The organism is Peribacillus sp. BM1, from assembly GCF_056679975.1.
In genome coordinates this window covers 2,594,684-2,615,625 of sequence record NZ_CM155259.1, presented here as the reverse complement: position 1 = coordinate 2,615,625, position 20,942 = coordinate 2,594,684, and the positions used below count along the sequence as shown (strand labels likewise).

The following is a 20,942-nucleotide window of genomic DNA, read 5'->3' as shown; positions in this document are numbered from 1 at the left end:
ACTTATCGTTTTAAATTCACTAGTTCTTGAAGGATTTCATCTGATGTTGTGATGATTCTAGTATTGGCTTGAAGACCACGCTGTGCTACGATCATATCCGTGAATTCTTCTGAAAGATCGACGTTAGACATTTCAAGTGATCCTGCCGCAAGCGTTCCTCGTCCGTCACCAGCTAACCCAATATTCGCTGTTCCAGAACTGATCGATTCTTGGAATAGGTTACCACCCGTTTTAGTAAGACCGGATGTGTTGCTGAATTTGGCGATTGCTACTGTACCTAATGTTCTAACTTGACCATTTGAATAAACTCCACTGATTTCACCCGTTTGGCCGATTGTGAAGCTTTCTAGGGAGCCTTCAGTGCTACCATCTGGTATGCCTTGGGCGGTTGTTGGGTCATTGATTTGGGTTAATTCAGTAAAATCTAAATTTACCCCATTTATTGTTTTCCATGAGCTTTCCGCAATTTCTGGATCAGGTAGACTAATGGCCATACTATGATTTTTTGGAGTTACTCCTGTTGCAGTAAATTCAATGGTTGTATCCGCAACTCTAGCACCATCAGGACCTGTAGTAGGAATTGGTGAGATAGCTGTACCATTCTTTAGTGTACCATCGGAATTAAATGGACTCTCTCCACCTACATATACGTCCCATTTATTTGCTGTAGTAGTTTTTACATAATGAACATCAATCGTATGTGCGACACCTTTATCATCTATAACTTTCATTTGCTGGGTAAATGATTTTCCATTAATTGTGTCACTAGATAAATTACCCGAGAAATTGATTTTTTTGGTTACAGTCGCTGGCATCACAGCATTCACGTTAACTGTAACATCCCCAAGCACTCCATTCGTATTATAAGCCTGCACTTTATACCCATCACCATTTACCAACGTACCATTATTGTCTAGATAAAAGTTTCCAGCACGTGTATATGACAAAGCATTACCGTTTGCTACTACGAAATAGCCATCACCTGAAATTCCAAGGTCAAGTGAACGTCCTGTATTTTGCAAGCTTGCCTGATCATGAATGGTATCGATTGTTGACACCGTTGAGCCGAGACCAACCTGTTTCGAGTTTTTACCGCCGAGGTTGGCGGTAGATGCACTGGCACCAGATATCGTTTGATTCATCGTATCTGCAAATGTCACCCTACTTTTCTTGAAACCGTAAGTATTTACATTAGCAATATTGTTACCTATTACATCTAATTTTGTTTGGAAGTTTTTTAACCCGCTAATTCCTGAGTACATTGAACGAAGCATGTTTTCGCTCTCCTTTCATAATCGGCTGTTTCTGTCATTCCACAGCCAAGGCTTCCTTTACAGGTCCAGCCCATTTAATCTAAAAGAATCGTTCCATTGATATTCGTAAAAATATGAGAAGCTGATTCGGCCCGGTCCATGGCCGTTATGACGGTGTTGTTTTTCGTACTTACCACAAGTGCAGCATTTTCCAGAACTACTAATGAATCGGTAATCCCGATTTTTTTTGCTTCTTGAACTTTTGCTTCAATCTTGATCCAAGTCGTTTCGTCGATGTGAATATTTCTTTGATCTAGTCTCATTTGCGCGTGTTTACTAATTGAAAGATTACTTGATTTAGTCTGAACAGCTGTATGAAATTGAGCGGCAAAACCTGTTTTTTCATTTTTGTTTTGTGGTTGTTTTGCTGTAATAAGTTGCGTGTGCAGATTGGATATCGGTCTGAATCCATTCGGTTTCATATTTCTACTCCTTAAGGTGTAGAGATTTTTATAAGCTGGTCTGCAGTCAATTTAGTTGACTGTTCATCCGCTAGCTCATATACTGTTTTTCCGTCCTTTTGTAATACCGATTTAACAATAGCTGAGACTTCTTCACTCTCTGAACTTAAATAAGTAACGAGCTTGCCGATTAATTCACTAGAAGATAATAAACTATTATTCGATGACGTTGCATTCAATTTAGAGATATTGCCTGGCTCCAATTTTGTTCCATCTTCTAAAACAAAAGTGACTTCGTTATTTTTAAATTCTAACGAGGAAACAACACCTGTTCCTTCTTCAACATTTATTTCTCCAGACTCACCCGTATCGTCCGTATTAATTTTATGCCAAGTCACTTCTTTGCCAACAAAATTGTTGTATGCTAAAAGGCTATTTTGTTTTTGAATATCGATTAAGCTATTAATTCCAGTCGCAATGTTTGTCATTTGTTCCAAAGAAGTAAATGTCGCCATTTGTGAGACAAATTCTGTATTATCCATAGGACTTGTTGGGTCTTGGTTTTGTAGCTGAGCCATCAATAGCTTTAAGAAATCATCTTTGCCAAGTGTATCGCCCTTGCTGGTTACTTTATTTTTTGGATTGTTCGACAATAGTAATGATGTATCAATTGTTGTCATTTTTCTCACCTACACTTCAACATTTAATAAGGCTTCTTCAAATTGATTAATAAACTCTGTGGCAGTTTCTTCATCAGCTTGCTGATCTTGTTGTTGGTTTTGCTGCTCAGACGTGTCTGAATCTCTTTGATAGAATCGTTCTTGAGAGAATGTACTAAGTTGTTGTGATATTTCTATTTTTTCTACCTGAATACCTTGGCCGACAAATGACTGTTTCAAGCCTTGTAATTGACCCTCTAACATCTCTTTCGCCTGTGCCGTTGATGCCATAATTCTTGCGACCATCACATTATCCTTTTGAATAAGTTCAATTCTTATTGACCCAAGATGCTCAGGATTTAATTGGATCAATAGCTTTTGCGTACCATTTGCATTTGTAAAACTTGATTTATTCAATATCGTTTCAAATGCTTTTACAAATTGTTCTTGGGTAACTGGTTGCCCGCCTTTTTCAACAGTTAATACAAATTGTTCTAATTTAGACATTTGTGGCATAAAGGATTGACCAGTTTGCGTGATCTCAGGTGCTTTTAATGATGGTGTTTGAACCAAGTTTTTTTCACTTTCTTGGTTTACACTCGCAAAATTTCGGATATATGTATTCTTGATTAAAGCAAGTGATGCTCCATCAGCCAACACTTTATTAAACGTAGAAGATGCAGATGGCTGTTGTTGCTTACTTTCTACCATGGATTCTAGTTTTGTCAAAATCATGTCCAGCTGCTGTTTCAAAATCTTACTGATTACTGCTTCATTATCTGCTATCTGGTTGGCCGAAATCATGGCTTCTTGTAATTTGGTAAATGTAAGAATTTCGCCAATTTTGTTTATATCTACCCGACTCCATTGAGACTCATCCATATTTGCTAAAGTAGTTAAGATTGGCAATATGTCTGTTATATCCATTTCTTCATTCGCTTCAATCTTCTCATTAAGCAGATTCATCATTGTGATTAGATCACGTTCTTCAAGTACTACAGAATTTAATGACTGGTAAACGATCGGGTTATCTTCTATTTCCACACCTGAAATAGCATTATCTGTTACTTGCTGCAAATTCCCTAGATCCGCAACCACTAATGGTATAGTTTCATCCACATCTGGATTGAATTCTTCTCCCCCATCACGCTCGCCTGCTTTTAGTTCATTGATGAGCTCATTTAAAATGGACAGTTGCTCTTCAGTAAGTATGCCAGCATCAATCGGTTCAGCAACCTCTGCTTCTGGTGATAAGATTATATTTCCAAAAATACTGCCAAATGTATGCTCGTTATCCGACGTTTTTACAGCCGTTTGATTTTGAGTCTTGCTTACCGAAGCTGGCATAGAAGCCATTACCATTCCTGCGTTCATTTTTTCACCTCCCTTCAAATTAAAATAGATTAGCGCGTTTAATTCGTGCTGTCTTTAGAAGCTAAAAGCTTTGTAAATCTTGCCGCATCATCTGGCGTCAATTGCTCTAGTATTGCTGCAAGCTTGTCCGTTTTAATACTACTAAGAATCTTTATAGCCTCTTCATCACCCATTTTAGAAATGATAGGTGCAGATTTTTTGGGAGAAATCGTTTCGTATGTTTTGACGATATCTTGAAACGCACGATTATTTATTTCTTGAGTCGAACGTAGTTCCTCGATTTCCATTTCTAATTGTTGCTTTTCAAGTTCGGTTCGTTCAAGCTGTTTATCTCTAGAATCTATTAAACCTTCTAGCTTTTTTATCTCCGATTGACGATCTTTAATCTCAGCTTCTAAGTCAACAACTTTTTCCTGGAAATCTTCAGTCGAGGAATTTGGATCTTTTTCATCGTTTCTGTCTAAGAGTTGAGAAACAAATGGAATCTTTTCACTAAATTCTTTTGATTTTTTAAATACGTTCGTTCCTGTAAAGCTTAAGTAGATGACTAGAACTAATAGCGTAAACAAAAGAAATATGAGGACACTAAATAATATGACTTGAAATTTGTTCGACTCTACATGCTCTGTTTCGTCTATCTTTTTCATGCGATCACCTACTAACCTTTACTAAGAAACTGACGAATAGAAATTTCATCCATATTTTTGTTTTCCGCCTCTTTTATATCTTCTAGAAATTCTTGGAAATCTTTTTCTTTGATTTTTTCATATTTCTTTACTTCTATATTTTTTTCCATCAGCTTGCTTTGTTGCATATTCATTGCATGTCTGGCTTGAATCACTTCTTTCTGATTGTGCACAATGATTTTTTCAAGATTATCCATGAATTGTTGATTATGACGAATCTCTTGAACAGTGAGACCTTGCGTAAGCTTTTCTTGTTGAAATTGCAGCAGATCTTCTTTTTTCTTTAGCAGCTTATAGAGCTTTTCAGCAACTTCTTCAAATCTTTTTATCGTTTCATTATATTTTGCTAAGACTTCATTTTTCTCGATCTCTTTAATGGTTAGGATTTTGTCGAATTTATATTGAAAGATCATCTTTTATTCACCTATTCCCATCAACTGTTTCAAATTAAAGACACTTGCTTCTCGCGACATTTTTTCATGTGTGCCTTGCTTCATATAGGATATGATTTGAGGCTGCATTTTAATTGCATCATCGATCTCCTTCGATGATCCCCTTTTATAAGCTCCGATATTAATTAAATCTTCTGACTCTATGTAAGTAGCTAAAGCTGTTCGTAATTTTTCAGCAGCAAGTTTTTGATTATTTTCAACGATATTATTCATCACCCTGCTGATGCTTTTTAACACATTAATCGCTGGGTATTGTCCTTTATTGGCCAGCTTGCGATCAAGAATGAAATGACCATCCAATATCCCACGGACGGTATCAGCTATCGGTTCATTCATATCGTCTCCGTCTACCAGTACGGTATAGAAAGCAGTAATCGTTCCTAGTTGATTCGTTCCTGTACGTTCTAGTAGGCGAGGGAGTATGGAAAAAACAGAAGGCGTATATCCTTTTGTAGTTGGCGGCTCCCCAACAGCTAAGCCGATTTCTCGTTGCGCCATCGCAACCCTAGTTACTGAATCCATCATGAGCATAACGTTAAGACCTTTGTCTCTGAAATATTCCGCAATGGCTGTCGCTGTTAACGCTCCTTTTATCCTCATTAAAGCAGGCTGGTCAGATGTTGCTACAACTACGATCGAACGTGCCAAGCCTTCAGGACCAAGGTCTTTCTCAATAAACTCCCGCACCTCCCGACCACGTTCGCCGACTAGTCCAATCACATTTAAATCTGCTGTTGTATTTCTGGCTACCATCCCGAGCAAAGTACTTTTCCCAACACCGCTCCCAGCAAAAATACCGACCCGTTGTCCTTTGCCGACTGTTAGTAAACTATCAATCATTCTGACTCCAACATCAATCGGTTCGTCAATTGGAGGTCTTTCCATAGGATTAGGAGGATCTTGGTCAACCGGTACAGAAGAAAGTCCTTTTGGGAGCAGTGAACCATCCAAAGGAAATCCAAGAGGATCGATGACTTTGCCTAATAAGCCAGCCCCTACTTTTATTTCAAGAGAGTTAGAAGTGCCTTCCACTATACTACCTGGAGAAATTTCAGTCACTGCTGTGTAAGGCATTAGAATGACGATCTCGTCTCTGAAGCCGACAACTTCAGCACGAATCTTTTTTTTTCTGTTTTTTGTTTCCGTGTAGATATAGCAAACGTCCCCTATAGAACTTTCAGGTCCTTGCGATTCTATCATTAAACCTACCACACGCTTTACCCTGCCATAGTGCTTAAACGTATTCAATTCTGGAATATGGGCTAATAGATCACTTGCTTTCATTATTGACCCCCTTCTAACAGATCGACTAGTTTATCCTTAATTTCTCTTAGCTGGCTATCAACACTAGCGTCAATTCTTCCGTTAGCAGACTCAATCAGACAGCTGTCTTCTGATAGTTCAGGGTCAGGATAAATAATTAGGGCCGTTTCTTTTGTGAACATGGCTTGTAAGTCTTCTTTTTGTTCTATTATTTCCTCATAATGTACAGGATTTATATGAAGTTGAATTTCTCGATAGTTTCTCGCTTCTTTAATCGTCCTTTTTACGATAGATAAAAAAGCTTCGCTCGATTCTTTTAGTTTCTGATCAATAATTTTTTCAGCAACAGCAATAGCCAATTCTAAAATCATCGCTTCTGAAGAATTCATATATTTTATATATTCTTCCTTTGAAGAGTCGGCAATCTCTTTCGCCTGATTGATTTTGTCTATCCACTCTTCATACCCACTACTTCTGCCAGTTTGTACACCTTCTGCAAAGCCAGTATCATAGGCTTGCTTCATATGCTCTGCTTTTTCATGATTTTCCCAATACTCTTTGGCTTGCTCAATTTCTTGAAAGATTTGATTGGCTTTACTTTCAGCTTCTTTAATAAGCGCTTTTGCCTCACGCTTTGCATCCTCTATTTGCTCTGTAATCAAATATTCTTGAACATTTACTTGCTCCTCAGGTGAATCAGACAAATCGAAATTACGAATCTTGATTTGTTTATTTTTTACTTCAGCTGTCTTGGCAAACTGGGATTTAATAATTCTAGACAATAATATCATCTCCTCCGCCGCGAGCTATGATGATTTCACCAGACTCCTCTAAACGGCGGATGACCCCAACAATTCTTGATTGTGCTTCTTCTACATCACGCAAGCGTACGGGTCCCATGTATTCCATTTCTTCTTGGAATGTTTCAACCATTCGTTTCGACATATTTCGAAAGACGATTTCCTTCACTTCAACACTTGCAACCTTAAGTGATAATTTAAGATCTTCATTATCAGATTCGCGAATAACACGTTGAATCGCAAGTCCATCAAGTGTAACGATATCCTCGAAGACGAACATCCGCTTCTTAATTTCTTCAGCAAGCTCAGGGTCTTGAATTTCAAGTGCATCCAATATCGTTCTTTCCGTTTGTCGGTCTACACCATTAAGCACATCAACAACTGCCTCAATTCCACCCGTTAGTGAATAATCCTGTGTAACGGTTGCTGATAGTTTTCTTTCAAGAATTTGTTCCACTTCATTAATGATCTCAGGAGAAGTACTATCCATGATTGCAATTCTTCTCGCTATATCTGCCTGTACTTCCTGTGGCAGCTCTGAAAGGATTTGTCCAGCTTGAGCTGGATCCAGATATGAAAGGATTAACGCAATCGTTTGCGGATGTTCATTTTGGATGAAATTTAGAATTTGGGCAGGATCTGCTTTTCTTGCAAAATCGAATGGCCGAACTTGCAATGAAGAAGTCAGTCTATTAATAATAGTAGCAGCCTGATCAGGACCTAGCGCTTTTTCCAGTACCTGTTTGGCATATCCAATGCCTCCCTGAGTAATATAATCCTGTGCTAGGGCTATATTATGAAACTCTTCTAAGATCTCTTCCTTGTCATGTGAATCTACTTTTCTAACACTAGAAATTTCAAGTGTAAGTCTTTCTATTTCTTCCTCGGACAAATGCTTATAAACAGAAGCAGACACATCTGGTCCAAGAGAAATAAGAAGGATGGCTGCTTTTTGCTTTCCAGTAAGTCCTTTTTTCTTTCGTTCTGACACCTTCATTCCTCCTAGTCTTCTGCAATCCAGCTTCGTAATAGTTTGGCAAATTCGTCCGGACGCTCTTTAGCCAATTTCTCAAGTTGCTTGCGTTTTAATGTAGATTCTGTTTCCTGTTCTTCAGATAAATCAGCAACTTCAAGCATCTCACTCTCTTGCAATTCTTCTAATTCGTCTAAATCAATATCGTCACGTTTTCTTGAACGAAGATATAGAATTAATAAAATAATGACAGCTAGTAGTAGAACGCCCCCTACAATATACACCCAGATTGGGATCCCAGCTTGTTTTGGACTGTCAAATGCAACTTTTCCGTTAAATGGTTGTACTGAAAGAGCAATTTTATTGGCAAGGTCTGCATCTGTAAGTGCCGTTCCAACATTGTCTTTATCAATAGTCGTTCTGATAACCGTACTCAATATTTTCGTGATGTCCTCTTGACTTTGTTGTGAAAGAGAGTTTACATCTTTAGGGTTTGGCGGTTCGACCATCACTTGAATACCTAGATCTCTTACCTTATATGGACTTTCCACGATTTGTTTCTTAATTCTATTAACTTCATAATTTATCGTTTCATCCATTTTGTCATAATCGCCGTTCCCATTTGCACCTGCTTGATACGAACCCAATGAATCAGAAGAATCCTCTGCTTGAGGTACGCCTCCTGCTACCGTATTATCACCTGTATATGTTTCATTTACCCGTTGTGCAGAAATTGCAATCCCTTCTAGATTTTCTTCATCTACAGGCGTTACAAGATTTTCTTCACGGTTTTCTTGGGTAAAATCGATATCGGCGGTTACCGAAACCACTACTTTATCTTGACCCATAATGGTCCCAAGCATGTTTTGCACTTGTCTTTGAATATCACGTTCGATTTCCTTCTTAATTTCATTTTGAGCAACAAAGGTGTTTCCCGAACTATTTTCATTTTTTAAATCAAAGTACTCAAAATTCTGGTTCATAATGACGATATTTTCAGTAGGTAAATTGGGGATACTTTTACTTACTAAATGGTATAGTGATTTAATTTGACCTTCATCAAATTTATGGCCAGGTTTTGTATCGAGTACAATAGACGCTGACGCTTCTTCTGATGCATCACTAACGAAAATACCTTTTTCCGGAAGATTAATCATTACGTTCGCATTATTTATTCCATCGATATTCTTTATCAAATTTGCCAACTCAGTTTGCATCGAATCCAGTTTTAACACATTAAATTCATTGTCGGTCATGCCAAGACCCGCATTTTGTGCGAAAAACGAATAATCAATGCTCCCAGAATCCGGAATTCCTTCTGCTGCCAATTCAACCTTTAAAGTATCAACATTTTGCTCTGGGACCATAATCGTCGTCCCATTATCCTTAATCTCATTGGTAACTCCTCTGCTATCCAAGTTTTCTTTAATGCTTCCAGTCTCAGAGGGTGACAAATTACTATATAGTGGAACCATAGTGGTCCGTGTAAGAAGGATGGAGGATACTATGGCTATTAAGATTATTGCAGTGGCCATGCTGATCATCATGATTTTTTGCTTTTTGCTTTTACTTCCCCAAAATGCCGTTATTTTGCTTTTAAAATTGGTGATCACTTCATTCATCTTAATCCTCCGGTCACTCTTTTTAAGTTTAAGCTAGGTCTCCTTTCGTCAACCGCTCTATGAATTATTGTGGAGTTAAAGATACTTGTCAGATGTTCATTCTCATCATTTCTTGATAAGCTTCCACTGCTTTATTTCGCATTTCTAAAGTTAATTGAAGAGTTACACTTGCCTTTTGTGATGCAATCATTACTTCATGAAGGTCAACATTTTCCCCTTTTGCCATTTTGACTGTTAACTTATCAGAGACAGTTTGTGCTTCATTTACTTTATTCAAAGACTCCTTTAATGCAGCTGCAAAACTTTGCTGGGCTTTAAATGGTGTAGAGAGTGGTGTTTGTTTTTGCGGGGTGATTGCCGGCAAAGATCCTTGATTAATAGAAATATCCATTCCAGTCATAACATACTATCTCCAATCTATTTTCCAATTTCCAAAGCTTTCATTAACATCCCTTTTGAAGCATTAAATACTGTTACATTTGCTTCGTATGAGCGTGTCGCACTCATTAGGTCAACCATTTCTCTTAACGGGTCAACATTCGGCATTTCCACGTAACCACCTACATTCGCATCCGGATGATTAGGGTTATAGACAAGTTTAAAAGGTGTCTCATCTTTAATAATTCTTGAAACATGTACGCCATTACCAGATCCTGTACTTTTATCCATTGCATTATGTAAATAACTTGAAAAATGATTTCCATTTTCCTGTAACACAACTGATTTTCTTTTGTATGCCTGCCATTGACCATTGACATACTCTGATCGAGTTGTTTCAGCGTTTGCCATATTAGAAGAGATGACATCCATTCTTAACCTTTGACTTGTTAAAGCTGATGCAGTCGTATTTAAACTTTGAAACATTCTAATCATCTTCCTCCCTTAATGACATTTAGCAACGAAGAAAATTTCCCGCTCGTTCTTTCAATTAAAGCATTGTAATAGATTTGATTGGATGCTAGATTACTCATTTGATTGTCGACATCCACACTATTGCCATTATTATTGTACTGTACATTATTTTGAACAAATACTTTACTTAGATCAGAAGAAAGAGGTTTATATGTAAAATGCCTTTGATCTGTTCGATAAGCTTGAATGGAAGATTCTAAATCCAAACCGAAGGATTTAGATAATTTTACATCTTTCGCTTTATAATTCGGTGTATCTGCATTCGCTATATTTCCAGAAATAATTTTCTGCTTTGTGCTCGAATAATTCAATGCTTGCTCAAGGGTAGTAAAAGTAGAAGAAAAAATGTTCATCGTAACCCTCCTTCGTATTTAATGTTAAAAAAATATAATATCTGTAACAAAAAACACAATTGTATAATAACTATTTTAAAGAAGTTAACGAATGCTGTCCATTAAGATTCGACATAATTAACCATGCCAAAAGAACTATTTTAGTCGTTTTCTGTCTAATTTTGTAATACTTTTTCTATTTAGTGGAATATTTATTACATTATATGCTTTTTATTTCACTGATTAACAAAAATTCGACATAAATAATTCCACATTTGTTAATTGCCCTATTAACTATAAAGAAAATTTTGCATTTTTAACCGATACTTTAGAACTATTTTCAGTGAAATATATTTGAATTATAGCTATAAAATATTACCATTGACATGAATTCGAGTAATTTATTACAATTAATATACCATTTTATGGAATATTTCTCTGTTATACATTATTTTCAGAAAACTCTATCTCGAAATTTTTATTATTATCGAAAAAAGGGAATTAAGGAGAGATTACCTCTATTACAGTTAATCGACATTAACAACATTTTTCTAACATGTGCATTCTCAATTTCACAAAAACGAAAGGGGGAGGCTTCAAAATACGAGATAGCAACTATTATGTAGACGTATTTTCAGCCTACTTTTTGAAGTTCTAGTTTTTTATAGAAGGTAAACAAAATGATATGCAGGAAACGTGCTTATATAATCTAAAAATGAAAGCAATTGTTCTATATTTTAATGGATTTATTCATACAGAAAAAGGGGTGAAATGTAATATAACCAATAAGAGTTTGTAAATTTTGATTGAATAAGTATATAAATGGAGGGGCTGATTATTAATGACAAGCATGGTTTGATACATGGAAGTGATAAGTGCAGGAGAATATAAGAAACCCAAAACTTCATTTTTGAACACTTGATTGATACTAACAAAAAGCGAATACTAAATAAATACGGCATGAGTCAGGTACACTACCTAGCTCATGCCGTATTATAGAACTCTTTTTAGGAGTCTACTTGACAGGTCCTAGTTCAACCTTTTAGACATCCTCTAATCAATCAATTAATTATTTTTTAATTTTTCAAGTTCCAATAAAAACTTATCGTTCAAGACTTTAATATACGTACCTTTCATTCCCAATGAACGTGATTCAATGACTCCAGCACTTTCTAACTTTCTTAATGCATTAACAATAACTGATCTAGTGATACCTACACGGTCTGCAATTTTAGATGCAACTAGAAGACCTTCACTGCCTTTTAGTTCCTCGAAAATATGTTCAATTGCTTCCAACTCACTATATGATAAAGAGCTAATCGCCATTTGTACGATCGCTTTACTACGCGCTTCTTCTTCAATTTCTTCTGCTTTCTCACGTAGAATCTCCATAGCAATTACTGTAGCTCCATATTCAGCTAAAATTAAATCGTCATCATGGAATTGTTCTTGAAGACGAGCAAGCATCAAGGTTCCTAGACGCTCTCCACCACCAATAATAGGTACAATTGTTGTCAATCCGCTCGCAAACAGTTCTTTGTTCTCAACCGGAAATGCTGTATATTCGCTCTCTATACTTAAATTAGAAGATGTTTCATGTAAATTGAATAAGTTTTTTGTGTATTCTTCAGGGAATTGTCTGTCTTTTAACATTTGATTTATTCGCTCGTTTTCAATTTGCTGGTTAATAGCAAATCCTAAAAGCTTACCTCTTCTACTTACAACGTACACATTCGATTCGATAACTTCACTTAAGCTTTCAGCCATTTCTTTAAAATTCACAGGTTGACCAGCCGCATTTTGCAGCATAGCGTTAATTTTTCTTGTTTTTTCTAATAAATTCATTACAGTTTTCCTCCTAAATTACCTTGCTTCAATGATTAAGTTGTTGTGTCCAAATATCCGTTTAATCTAGGAGAACTAACGAGTACACACTCTTATTTGGTGATTCTTCTTTGGTTCATACTTCCTAGATTAAAGAATAAATTGACTTAAATCTTTATTTTGCACAATTGATCCTAGCTTCTCATCTACATATTGCGGAGTAATCTTTATTTTTTCTAATGTAATTTCCGGAGCTTCGAATGAAAGATCCTCTAGAAGTCTTTCCATGATTGTATGCAGGCGACGAGCCCCTATATTGTCTGTATTTTGGTTTACTTCAAAAGCAACTTCCGCAATCCTACGAATAGCTTCGTCAGAAAATTCAATTTCTATACCTTCTGTTGCCAATAATGCCATATATTGCTTAATTAATGCATTATCTGGCTCATGAAGGATTCGCACAAAATCATCAACTGACAACTTAGTCAATTCTACACGAATTGGAAAGCGTCCTTGAAGCTCGGGAATTAAATCTGACGGTTTCGCAATATGAAAAGCTCCAGCAGAGATAAATAATACATGATCGGTTTTTACAGAACCATATTTTGTTACAACCGTAGAACCTTCTACAATTGGTAGAATATCACGCTGAACACCTTCTCTAGAAACATCCGCAGAAGAGTTTCCAGATTTCTTACTGGCAATTTTATCAATTTCATCAATAAAAATAATACCTGTTTGTTCAGCTCTGTACACCGCTTCTTGCGTTACTTCATCCATATCAATCAATTTACCCGCTTCTTCATTCGCTAATACAATTCTTGCTTCACTTACCTTTAACTTTCGCTTCTTTTGCTTTTTAGGCATTAAGCTACCAAGTGCATCTTGCATATTCATACCCATCTGTTCCATTCCCGAACCTTGGAGCATATCAAACATCGACGCTTGCTGTTCTTCGACTTCAACTGTGATGAGTTCATTTTCTAGTTCACCAAGTGCAAGCTTTTCTTTCACAATTTTCCGCTTTTCCTGCAGGCTTAAGTCTTCGGCTGATTTTTTGGACTCTTCTTCAAAGGAATCATTCGTTCCACCACCAAAAAATACCTCTAGCGGATTTTTAAAATTCGATTGTTTTTTACTTGAAGGAACAAGTAACTCAATCAGGCGGTTATTTGCATTTTCTTCTGCCCGTTCCTTTACGCTTTCTTTCTTTTCTTCTTTAACAAGCCGTACAGATGTTTCAACCAAATCACGAACCATAGACTCGACATCTCTACCGACGTATCCAACTTCAGTAAACTTAGTTGCCTCTATTTTTATAAAAGGAGCACCTACTAGCTTAGCCATTCTTCGAGCAATTTCAGTTTTCCCTACTCCTGTAGGACCGATCATTAAGATGTTTTTAGGAACGACTTCATCACGTAATTGATCGTTCAATAAACTGCGGCGATAACGATTACGAAGAGCAACAGCTACAGCACGTTTCGCATCACGCTGTCCAACAATGTATTGATCAAGCTTTTCAACGATTTGCCTCGGTGTTAAATTCGATTTGTTTGCCATATCACACAGCTCCTCTCACTTACAATTCTTCTACAATAATATTTGTATTAGTAAACACGCAGATTTCTGCAGCTATTTTTAAAGATGATTGAGCGATTTCTTTTGCGGTTAAGTTTTCACCCGAGAATTGCTTTAGCGCACGACCAGCAGCTAAAGCATAGTTCCCTCCAGATCCAATAGCAAGAATTCCGTCATCAGGTTCAATCACTTCACCAGTTCCAGAAACAAGTAGCAAGTCATTTTGATCCATAACAATTAGCATTGCTTCTAATTTGCGCAAAATATTGTCACTTCGCCATTGCTTTGCCAGCTCTACAGATGCCCTTTGTAAATTCCCATTATATTCTTCGAGTTTTGCTTCGAACATTTCAAATAATGTAAAAGCATCCGCAACAGAACCAGCAAACCCAGCTAATACTTTTCCGTTAAAAAGCCGACGTACCTTTCTCGCCGTATGCTTCATCACTACTGAATTTCCTAACGTAACCTGACCATCTCCGGACATAGCACATTCACCTTTATGCGAAATAGCAAATATTGTAGTTGCATGAAATTCTCCCATAACGATTCTCCTTTTAAAAGCTGTTAAGCTCTCGGATGTGATGCATTGTAAACTTTTCTTAATTGTTCTTTTGTTACATGTGTATAAATTTGTGTTGATGAAATTTTAGAATGGCCCAATAATTCTTGAACAGTCCTTAAATCCGCACCATTATTCAAAAGATGTGTGGCAAATGAATGCCTCAGCATATGAGGATGCAATTCTATATCTTTCGCAACTTTTTTTATAATTGCTGTTAGTATATAACGCACCCCTCTTGGTGTTAGTGGATCTCCACGAAAATTTATTAACAAAAAGGGATGGGACTTCGTATGTGTGGTCATCACTTTTGCTCTTCCATCTTGTATGTAAGAAGCTAGAGCATCTTTGGCATATTGGCCCAATGGCATATAGCGGTCTTTTTTTCCTTTACCATGTACTAAAACGGTACCTAGAGAAAAATCAAGATCTTGAAGCTTAATATCACAGCCTTCACTGACACGTATCCCAGTTGCATATAACAATTCCAATAAAGCAGCATCTCTTAATCCCATTGGTGAATCAAGTTCCAGTGATGAAAACAATTGATTCAACTCTTCTTCGTATAAGAAACGCGGCAACTTTTGATCTTTTTTAGGAAGCGATACAAGGGAGAACGGATTCTCTTTCACAAGCCCCTCACGCATTAAAAATTTATAAAAACTCCGTAAGCAGGATGTTTTCCTTGCAATTGTTCGTTTGGAAAGATTTCTTTCGTATAACTTCGTCAAAAATAAGCGCGCATCAAAATATTCAACAGAATCAATCGACTGCATACCTTGTTCAGTCATGAACAAAACAAATTCTTCGATATCCCGTTGATAACTTTCAATGGTATAGTGTGAACAATTTTTTTCGATTTGCAAATATTCTATAAAAGAAGGTAAAGCTTGATTTGCGTATAACATTCAGTACACCTCGCAAAGGCTATTAAATAGTATCACATTTAAATATCGGAGGCAAACAAATTTACAAATTCTTCATAAATTTCTGAATTGTTTCCAATGCTCTAGATGCATGCTTCTCATTTCGTTCTTTCTTCCCTCTGATTTTCTCATCAAGCTCTGGAAAAATACCAAAGTTTGCATTCATTGGTTGGAATGTTTTTGCATTGGTAGCTGTTATATATCGCGCCATGCTACCGATTGCCGTTTCAGCTGGGAATGTAACTGGTTCCTGCCCTAATGCCATTTTCGCGGCATTAATACCAGCAACTAGTCCTGAGGCTGCTGATTCTACGTACCCTTCAACACCTGTCATTTGACCAGCAAAAAATAAATCTTCACGATTCTTAAATTGATAAGTCGGTTTTAATACTTTAGGTGAATTAATGAACGTATTTCGATGCATAACCCCATAACGTACAATTTCCGCATTCTCAAGACCTGGAATTAATTGAAGGACTTCCTTTTGAGGCCCCCATTTTAAATGTGTCTGAAAACCGACAAGATTGTAAAGAGTTCCGGCTGCGTCATCTTGACGTAATTGGATAACGGCATATGGCCTTTTTCCTGTTTTTGGATCTTCAAGACCAACAGGTTTCAGCGGCCCAAATAACATCGTTTTTTTCCCTCTAGACGCCATTACTTCGATCGGCATACAACCTTCGAAGAAGATTTCCTTCTCAAACTCCTTAAGTGGAACGGTCTCTGCAGCAATAAGCGCATCATAAAAACGGTTGAATTCTTCTTCAGTCATTGGACAATTCAAATATGCTGCCTCGCCCTTATCATAGCGAGATTTCAGATATACCTTATCCATATTGATGCTGTCTCTTTCAATGATCGGCGCAGCTGCATCATAAAAGTACAAATATTCTTCATCCATAATTTCCTGCAGCTTTGCTGAAAGCGCTTGGCTTGTTAAGGGCCCTGTTGCAATGATAGTCGGACCTTCAGGTATTTCTACCATTTCTTCATTCACTACCGTAACATTGGGATGATTTTTCACCAACTCTGTCACTTTGCCGGCAAATTCATGGCGGTCAACCGCCAAAGCTCCTCCTGCTGGAACAGCACATGCATCTGCAGCTAGCATGATGACGGAATTCAACTGCCGCATTTCTTCTTTCAAAACTCCAACAGCGTTTGTCAAAGCATTGGCACGCAAAGAGTTGCTACAAACAAGTTCAGCAAATTTATCTGTATGGTGGGCAGGTGTTTGCTTAACAGGCCGCATTTCGTATAGATTCACTTTAACTCCACGATTAGCAAGTTGCCAGACCGCTTCACTACCAGCTAGTCCGGCCCCGATTACATTGACAACTGTTTCTTTCATTTTACGTACCTCCGCATATAAATATGAATATCAAGTATATGTAAATCATGCTTATCTTTCCCAAACACTCACAACGAGAAATCGTTTCTGTTACTATCAGCAATAGTAAATTATATAACCTACAGAAACTCCTTGTCCACTGCATTTTACCTTACATACAGGAAAGATGAAAGTTTCAAGCATTATCACCAACTATTTACTAATAAATACCTCTCTCTCTTACATTTTTGTCAGTAAAAGGAGACGTAATGAGAGTTAATCGAAATCAATTACCAATTATATAAAAAAACTAGATGATGTGTAATTCTATAAAGTGACACTTCATTCAGTCGGGTTTTCTTCATCCGCCATCTAAACTCTAAACCTTTAGGTACATGCTTTACTGCCCGTTAATACAGAATAAAATAGTCACTCTACGCCAATATAAAAGTTTCTTTTAAATAAAGTTAAAAAGGTGAGCTATACACTCACCTTAAAAACTAATTCTGTGGTGTTTCTTTATAGTCACAGTTTACACACTGTACTTGTACACCTTTTTTCAATTTTTTCTCTACTAATGTTGCTTCACATTTCGGACACGGTCTTGGTAGTGGTTTGTCCCAAGAAATAAAGTCACACTCCGGATAACGATCACACCCATAGAATAGGCGGCGTTTTTTACTTTTTCTTTCAATAATATTACCATCATGACACTTCGGACATTTCACACCGATTTCTTTCACTATCGGTTTTGTATTGCGGCAATCCGGAAAATTACTACAGGCCATAAATTTCCCATAGCGGCCCATTTTGAAAACCATTGGATTTCCGCATTCCGCGCAATCTTCCCCTGCCGGTTCATCCTTGATTTCTACTTTTTCCATTTCTGCTTCTGCTTTTATTAGATGGACTTCGAATTCCTTATAAAATTCATCAATTACTTGGACCCATTCTATATTACCTGCCTCAACATTATCGAACTCGCGTTCCATTTTAGCGGTGAATGCCAAGTCAAGTACATCCGGAAAGAACTCCATAATTAATTCTAGAACAATTTCTCCTAGCTCTGTCGGTATAAAACGTTTATTATCGAGCGATACATACCCTCTTTTTTGAATGGTATCTAAAGTTGGTGCATATGTGGAAGGGCGTCCTATTCCTAATTCTTCAAGCATTTTTACAAGTCTTGCCTCCGTATATCTTGGCGGTGGCTGAGTGAAATGCTGCTTCGGTTCGATATCTTTTGAAAAAAACGTATCGCCTTCCTTCACTTCAGGAAGCATATTTTCTTTTTCTTCCACTGAATCATCAGTACCTTCTACGTATACCTTCATGAATCCAGGAAACTTTATTTTAGAACCATTTGCCCTAAAAATAATATCAGCATTAATTAAATCAACTGTCATCGTATCCATAACCGCTGATGCCATCTGACTAGATACTAAGCGCTCCCAAATTAATTTATATAAGCGAAATTGGTCTCTCGATAAATATCCTTTAACGGAACTAGGATCTCTAAGCGAACTAGTTGGCCTGACTGCTTCGTGAGCATCTTGGGAATTCGTTTGCTTTTTATCTTTTCGTTCTTCCTTTAGAATATATTCCTGACCATATGCATTTCCGATAAAACTACGAACTTCTTCTTTAGCACTGTCTGAAATACGAGTGGAATCTGTTCTCATATAAGTGATTAATCCAATCGTTCCTTCTTTTCCTAGTTCGATCCCCTCATACAGCTGCTGAGCTAGCATCATTGTTTTTCTTGCACGGAAATTCAACTTTCTTGCAGCTTCTTGTTGCAGCGAAGATGTTGTAAATGGGGCTGCAGGGTTACGTTTTCTTTCCTTTTTTGTCACCTTATTGATTTTGAATTCACTTCCGGTGATGGCATCCAATATCTGTTTAACATCATCTTCTGACTTAAGTTCAACACGTTTTCCCGCTTTACTGAAAAACGATCCTTCGAATTGGTCATTCCCTTTAAGAAAATCGGATTTAATCGTCCAATATTCTTCTGGCTCAAAGCGCTTAATTTCTTTTTCCCGGTCAATGATCATCCGTACCGCAACAGACTGAACACGTCCAGCACTTAGACCTTTCTTGACTTTCTTCCATAATAAAGGACTAATGTTATATCCGACTAAACGATCAAGGATTCTTCGTGCTTGCTGAGCATCCACTAAATCCATATTGATTGGACGAGGGGTTTTAAACGACTCTTTAATTGCTTCTTTTGTAATTTCATTAAATACCACTCGACAATCTGATGCAATATCTACACCTAGACTGTGAGCTAAATGCCATGCAATCGCTTCCCCTTCCCTGTCAGGGTCAGCTGCGAGATAGATTTTCTTCGCTTTTTTTGCAGCTGTTTTCAGTTCCTTTAGTACAGGACCTTTTCCACGAATTGTGATATATTTCGGGTTATACTCATGTTCGACATCTACACCCATTTGACTCTTAGGCAAATCACGAACATGTCCCATAGAAGCTCTTACTTTATATTTCTTTCCTAAATAACGTTCTATTGTTTTCGCTTTTGCTGGCGATTCCACTATTACCAAGTATTCTGACATTCAATAAATCCTCCTCAAGAGGTAATATAAATCTTCACTATTATTAATCCTAGAAAAATCATTTGTCAATCTTCTTTCATTTTTTATTTTATTTCGCATATAAGAAATTGATTTCAAAAAAAGCGATTGAAACAGGACTCTGATGCAAAATTTATACTAGTATTACTAAATTATCAACCTTTTTCTATAGATTTTTATTTTTTTCAAGAAAGGAATAAATTTATGTAATTCACGAAAATTCTTGGTACATATTTCACTATTTGTATATCTAACACAACAATCTGATTATGCCCATTTTTCATTATAATCAGATTTATATCAATAAGAAATAGGTTTTATAAAGTGACACTTCATTTAGCGGGCGTCTTACCGCCTGTTAATACGGGATAAAATAAAGAAGAGGACACCTCGAAAGGATTGCCCTCCTCCATTCAAATCATTTATTTTCACGCTAAGACTTAGCACCTAGGAAACTTGTATTCAATAGAAGAAAATAGGTGTAATTTACTTAATATACGATCTCTACGTCAATGTCTGCTGCTGTAAGTACCATCTTAGCGCCTTCTTGAATCAAGAAATTCGACCCGTCTGATAATTCGCTCGTAATGTTTCCTGGTATCGCAAAAACCTCACGCCCTTGCTCCAATGCAAGATTCGCTGTTATCAGAGAACCACTTTTCGCCTTTGCTTCAACAACAAATACCCCTTTGGATAACCCACTAATAATTCGGTTTCTTACCGGAAACATCCATGGTTCGGGGCGTCTTGTTGGTGGAGTTTCTGAAATGAGTAATCCGTATTTGATTATATTTGTGGCCAAGGGAATATTGCTAACAGGATACATATGATAATGGCCACCTCCGAGAATACCGATTGTCTTCCCTTTGCAAGCGATCGCTATTCGATGTGCAGCAGCATCAATTCCGGTCGCTACGCCACTGATAATGACATAATCCTTCTTAATAAGAGGTGGCAATACCCTTTTTAGGGCTTCCACGCCGTACTCAGACGGCTGTCTCGACCCGACCACCCCTAAACTATGCTCAAAGGTTAACAAGCTCCTATCACCTCTTAAATAAAGAACCCAAGGCGGATCATAGATTTGTTTTAAGAGATTTGGATAATCATCATCTACGATCGTTACAATTTCAATATCATTATTTTTATATTGTTGAATCAGTTCTTGAATATTTAAATGATGAAGGTCATGATAAAAGGTTTGTAGTTTAGTAACAGGGATTGGAAGGATTTTTTGCCATTGGGTAAAGGAATGAGTATAAAGTGTCGTTAGAGAGGGGTCTGCTAAAAGAATCTTTTTCATGGTTTGCCATCCTACACCGCGACAATGGTGTAAAT

Annotated in this window: 20 protein-coding genes; all 20 read right to left on the bottom strand. The window is 37.1% G+C overall.

What is annotated here, in order from left to right:
• Window positions 1-2: 2 nt before the first annotated feature.
• A complete protein-coding gene (locus AC1MGI_RS12560; protein WP_480345550.1) occupies window positions 3-1,274 on the bottom strand; it encodes a flagellar hook protein FlgE in 1,272 nt (423 codons plus the stop codon).
• Window positions 1,275-1,348: 74 nt separating this feature from the next.
• Entirely contained in the window at window positions 1,349-1,735 is a 387-nt protein-coding gene (locus tag AC1MGI_RS12555; protein ID WP_480345549.1) for a TIGR02530 family flagellar biosynthesis protein, read from the bottom strand.
• An 11-nt stretch (window positions 1,736-1,746) separates the two neighbouring features.
• Window positions 1,747-2,394, bottom strand: a complete 648-nt coding sequence (gene flgD, locus AC1MGI_RS12550; protein ID WP_480345548.1) for a flagellar hook assembly protein FlgD — start codon at window positions 2,392-2,394, stop codon at window positions 1,747-1,749.
• A 9-nt stretch (window positions 2,395-2,403) separates the two neighbouring features.
• Window positions 2,404-3,747, bottom strand: coding sequence for a flagellar hook-length control protein FliK (locus AC1MGI_RS12545; RefSeq protein ID WP_480345547.1), 1,344 nt, complete (start codon window positions 3,745-3,747; stop codon window positions 2,404-2,406).
• Between the two features lie 38 nt (window positions 3,748-3,785).
• Window positions 3,786-4,394, bottom strand: coding sequence for a MotE family protein (locus AC1MGI_RS12540; protein WP_480345546.1), 609 nt, complete (start codon window positions 4,392-4,394; stop codon window positions 3,786-3,788).
• 11 nt (window positions 4,395-4,405) lie between these two features.
• Entirely contained in the window at window positions 4,406-4,846 is a 441-nt protein-coding gene (gene fliJ, locus AC1MGI_RS12535) for a flagellar export protein FliJ (RefSeq protein ID WP_480345545.1), read from the bottom strand.
• A 3-nt stretch (window positions 4,847-4,849) separates the two neighbouring features.
• The gene (gene fliI / locus AC1MGI_RS12530; protein WP_480345544.1) at window positions 4,850-6,169 is read right to left on the bottom strand and encodes a flagellar protein export ATPase FliI; all 1,320 of its coding nucleotides are present in this window, start codon (window positions 6,167-6,169) and stop codon (window positions 4,850-4,852) included.
• Window positions 6,169-6,930 (bottom strand): flagellar assembly protein FliH, encoded by a 762-nt coding sequence (gene fliH / locus AC1MGI_RS12525; RefSeq protein ID WP_480345543.1) that lies wholly within the window; start codon window positions 6,928-6,930, stop codon window positions 6,169-6,171. Before fliH ends, fliI begins: the two co-directional genes overlap by 1 nt.
• Window positions 6,923-7,945 carry a flagellar motor switch protein FliG gene (gene fliG / locus AC1MGI_RS12520; protein ID WP_480345542.1) on the bottom strand — a complete coding sequence of 341 codons (1,023 nt, stop codon included), beginning with the start codon at window positions 7,943-7,945 and terminating at the stop codon, window positions 6,923-6,925. The genes fliH and fliG overlap by 8 nt, the downstream gene beginning before the upstream one ends.
• 5 nt (window positions 7,946-7,950) lie before the next feature.
• Window positions 7,951-9,543 carry a flagellar basal-body MS-ring/collar protein FliF gene (gene fliF / locus AC1MGI_RS12515; RefSeq protein WP_480345541.1) on the bottom strand — a complete coding sequence of 531 codons (1,593 nt, stop codon included), beginning with the start codon at window positions 9,541-9,543 and terminating at the stop codon, window positions 7,951-7,953.
• 88 nt (window positions 9,544-9,631) lie between these two features.
• On the bottom strand, window positions 9,632-9,943 hold the full coding sequence (gene fliE / locus AC1MGI_RS12510; RefSeq protein WP_480345540.1) for a flagellar hook-basal body complex protein FliE: 312 nt from the start codon (window positions 9,941-9,943) through the stop codon (window positions 9,632-9,634).
• A 17-nt stretch (window positions 9,944-9,960) separates the two neighbouring features.
• The gene (flgC, locus tag AC1MGI_RS12505) at window positions 9,961-10,413 is read right to left on the bottom strand and encodes a flagellar basal body rod protein FlgC (RefSeq protein ID WP_480349779.1); all 453 of its coding nucleotides are present in this window, start codon (window positions 10,411-10,413) and stop codon (window positions 9,961-9,963) included.
• The gene (gene flgB, locus AC1MGI_RS12500; RefSeq protein ID WP_480345539.1) at window positions 10,413-10,808 is read right to left on the bottom strand and encodes a flagellar basal body rod protein FlgB; all 396 of its coding nucleotides are present in this window, start codon (window positions 10,806-10,808) and stop codon (window positions 10,413-10,415) included. The genes flgC and flgB overlap by 1 nt, the downstream gene beginning before the upstream one ends.
• Before the next feature lie 1,044 nt (window positions 10,809-11,852).
• The gene (gene codY / locus AC1MGI_RS12495; protein WP_480345538.1) at window positions 11,853-12,632 is read right to left on the bottom strand and encodes a GTP-sensing pleiotropic transcriptional regulator CodY; all 780 of its coding nucleotides are present in this window, start codon (window positions 12,630-12,632) and stop codon (window positions 11,853-11,855) included.
• 129 nt (window positions 12,633-12,761) lie between these two features.
• Complete coding sequence (hslU, locus tag AC1MGI_RS12490) at window positions 12,762-14,174, bottom strand: HslU--HslV peptidase ATPase subunit (protein WP_480345537.1); 1,413 nt, start codon at window positions 14,172-14,174, stop codon at window positions 12,762-12,764.
• 19 nt (window positions 14,175-14,193) lie between these two features.
• Window positions 14,194-14,736: an ATP-dependent protease subunit HslV gene (gene hslV, locus AC1MGI_RS12485; RefSeq protein ID WP_062181185.1), complete on the bottom strand. Its 543-nt coding sequence runs from the start codon at window positions 14,734-14,736 to the stop codon at window positions 14,194-14,196.
• A 23-nt stretch (window positions 14,737-14,759) separates the two neighbouring features.
• Window positions 14,760-15,662, bottom strand: a complete 903-nt coding sequence (xerC, locus tag AC1MGI_RS12480) for a tyrosine recombinase XerC (RefSeq protein ID WP_480345536.1) — start codon at window positions 15,660-15,662, stop codon at window positions 14,760-14,762.
• Window positions 15,663-15,723: 61 nt separating this feature from the next.
• On the bottom strand, window positions 15,724-17,031 hold the full coding sequence (gene trmFO / locus AC1MGI_RS12475; RefSeq protein ID WP_480345535.1) for an FADH(2)-oxidizing methylenetetrahydrofolate--tRNA-(uracil(54)-C(5))-methyltransferase TrmFO: 1,308 nt from the start codon (window positions 17,029-17,031) through the stop codon (window positions 15,724-15,726).
• A 479-nt stretch (window positions 17,032-17,510) separates the two neighbouring features.
• Complete coding sequence (gene topA / locus AC1MGI_RS12470) at window positions 17,511-19,586, bottom strand: type I DNA topoisomerase (RefSeq protein ID WP_480345534.1); 2,076 nt, start codon at window positions 19,584-19,586, stop codon at window positions 17,511-17,513.
• Window positions 19,587-20,094: 508 nt separating this feature from the next.
• Complete coding sequence (gene dprA, locus AC1MGI_RS12465; RefSeq protein WP_480345533.1) at window positions 20,095-20,907, bottom strand: DNA-processing protein DprA; 813 nt, start codon at window positions 20,905-20,907, stop codon at window positions 20,095-20,097.
• Window positions 20,908-20,942 lie beyond the last annotated feature (35 nt).

What these genes read in the sequence shown, in the direction of transcription:
- dprA (WP_480345533.1), bottom strand. Translation starts at nt 20,907, where the DNA reads ATGAAAAAGATTCTTTTAGCAGACCCCTCTCTAACGACACTTTATACT.
- fliE (WP_480345540.1), bottom strand. Translation starts at nt 9,943, where the DNA reads ATGACTGGAATGGATATTTCTATTAATCAAGGATCTTTGCCGGCAATC.
- codY (WP_480345538.1), bottom strand. Translation starts at nt 12,632, where the DNA reads ATGAATTTATTAGAAAAAACAAGAAAAATTAACGCTATGCTGCAAAAT.
- AC1MGI_RS12560 (WP_480345550.1), bottom strand. Translation starts at nt 1,274, where the DNA reads ATGCTTCGTTCAATGTACTCAGGAATTAGCGGGTTAAAAAACTTCCAA.
- fliJ (WP_480345545.1), bottom strand. Translation starts at nt 4,846, where the DNA reads ATGATCTTTCAATATAAATTCGACAAAATCCTAACCATTAAAGAGATC.
- flgD (WP_480345548.1), bottom strand. Translation starts at nt 2,394, where the DNA reads ATGACAACAATTGATACATCATTACTATTGTCGAACAATCCAAAAAAT.
- hslU (WP_480345537.1), bottom strand. Translation starts at nt 14,174, where the DNA reads ATGGCAAACAAATCGAATTTAACACCGAGGCAAATCGTTGAAAAGCTT.
- fliG (WP_480345542.1), bottom strand. Translation starts at nt 7,945, where the DNA reads ATGAAGGTGTCAGAACGAAAGAAAAAAGGACTTACTGGAAAGCAAAAA.
- fliF (WP_480345541.1), bottom strand. Translation starts at nt 9,543, where the DNA reads ATGAATGAAGTGATCACCAATTTTAAAAGCAAAATAACGGCATTTTGG.
- hslV (WP_062181185.1), bottom strand. Translation starts at nt 14,736, where the DNA reads ATGGGAGAATTTCATGCAACTACAATATTTGCTATTTCGCATAAAGGT.
- AC1MGI_RS12555 (WP_480345549.1), bottom strand. Translation starts at nt 1,735, where the DNA reads ATGAAACCGAATGGATTCAGACCGATATCCAATCTGCACACGCAACTT.
- topA (WP_480345534.1), bottom strand. Translation starts at nt 19,586, where the DNA reads ATGTCAGAATACTTGGTAATAGTGGAATCGCCAGCAAAAGCGAAAACA.
- flgB (WP_480345539.1), bottom strand. Translation starts at nt 10,808, where the DNA reads ATGAACATTTTTTCTTCTACTTTTACTACCCTTGAGCAAGCATTGAAT.
- AC1MGI_RS12540 (WP_480345546.1), bottom strand. Translation starts at nt 4,394, where the DNA reads ATGAAAAAGATAGACGAAACAGAGCATGTAGAGTCGAACAAATTTCAA.
- AC1MGI_RS12545 (WP_480345547.1), bottom strand. Translation starts at nt 3,747, where the DNA reads ATGAACGCAGGAATGGTAATGGCTTCTATGCCAGCTTCGGTAAGCAAG.
- fliI (WP_480345544.1), bottom strand. Translation starts at nt 6,169, where the DNA reads ATGAAAGCAAGTGATCTATTAGCCCATATTCCAGAATTGAATACGTTT.
- xerC (WP_480345536.1), bottom strand. Translation starts at nt 15,662, where the DNA reads ATGTTATACGCAAATCAAGCTTTACCTTCTTTTATAGAATATTTGCAA.
- trmFO (WP_480345535.1), bottom strand. Translation starts at nt 17,031, where the DNA reads ATGAAAGAAACAGTTGTCAATGTAATCGGGGCCGGACTAGCTGGTAGT.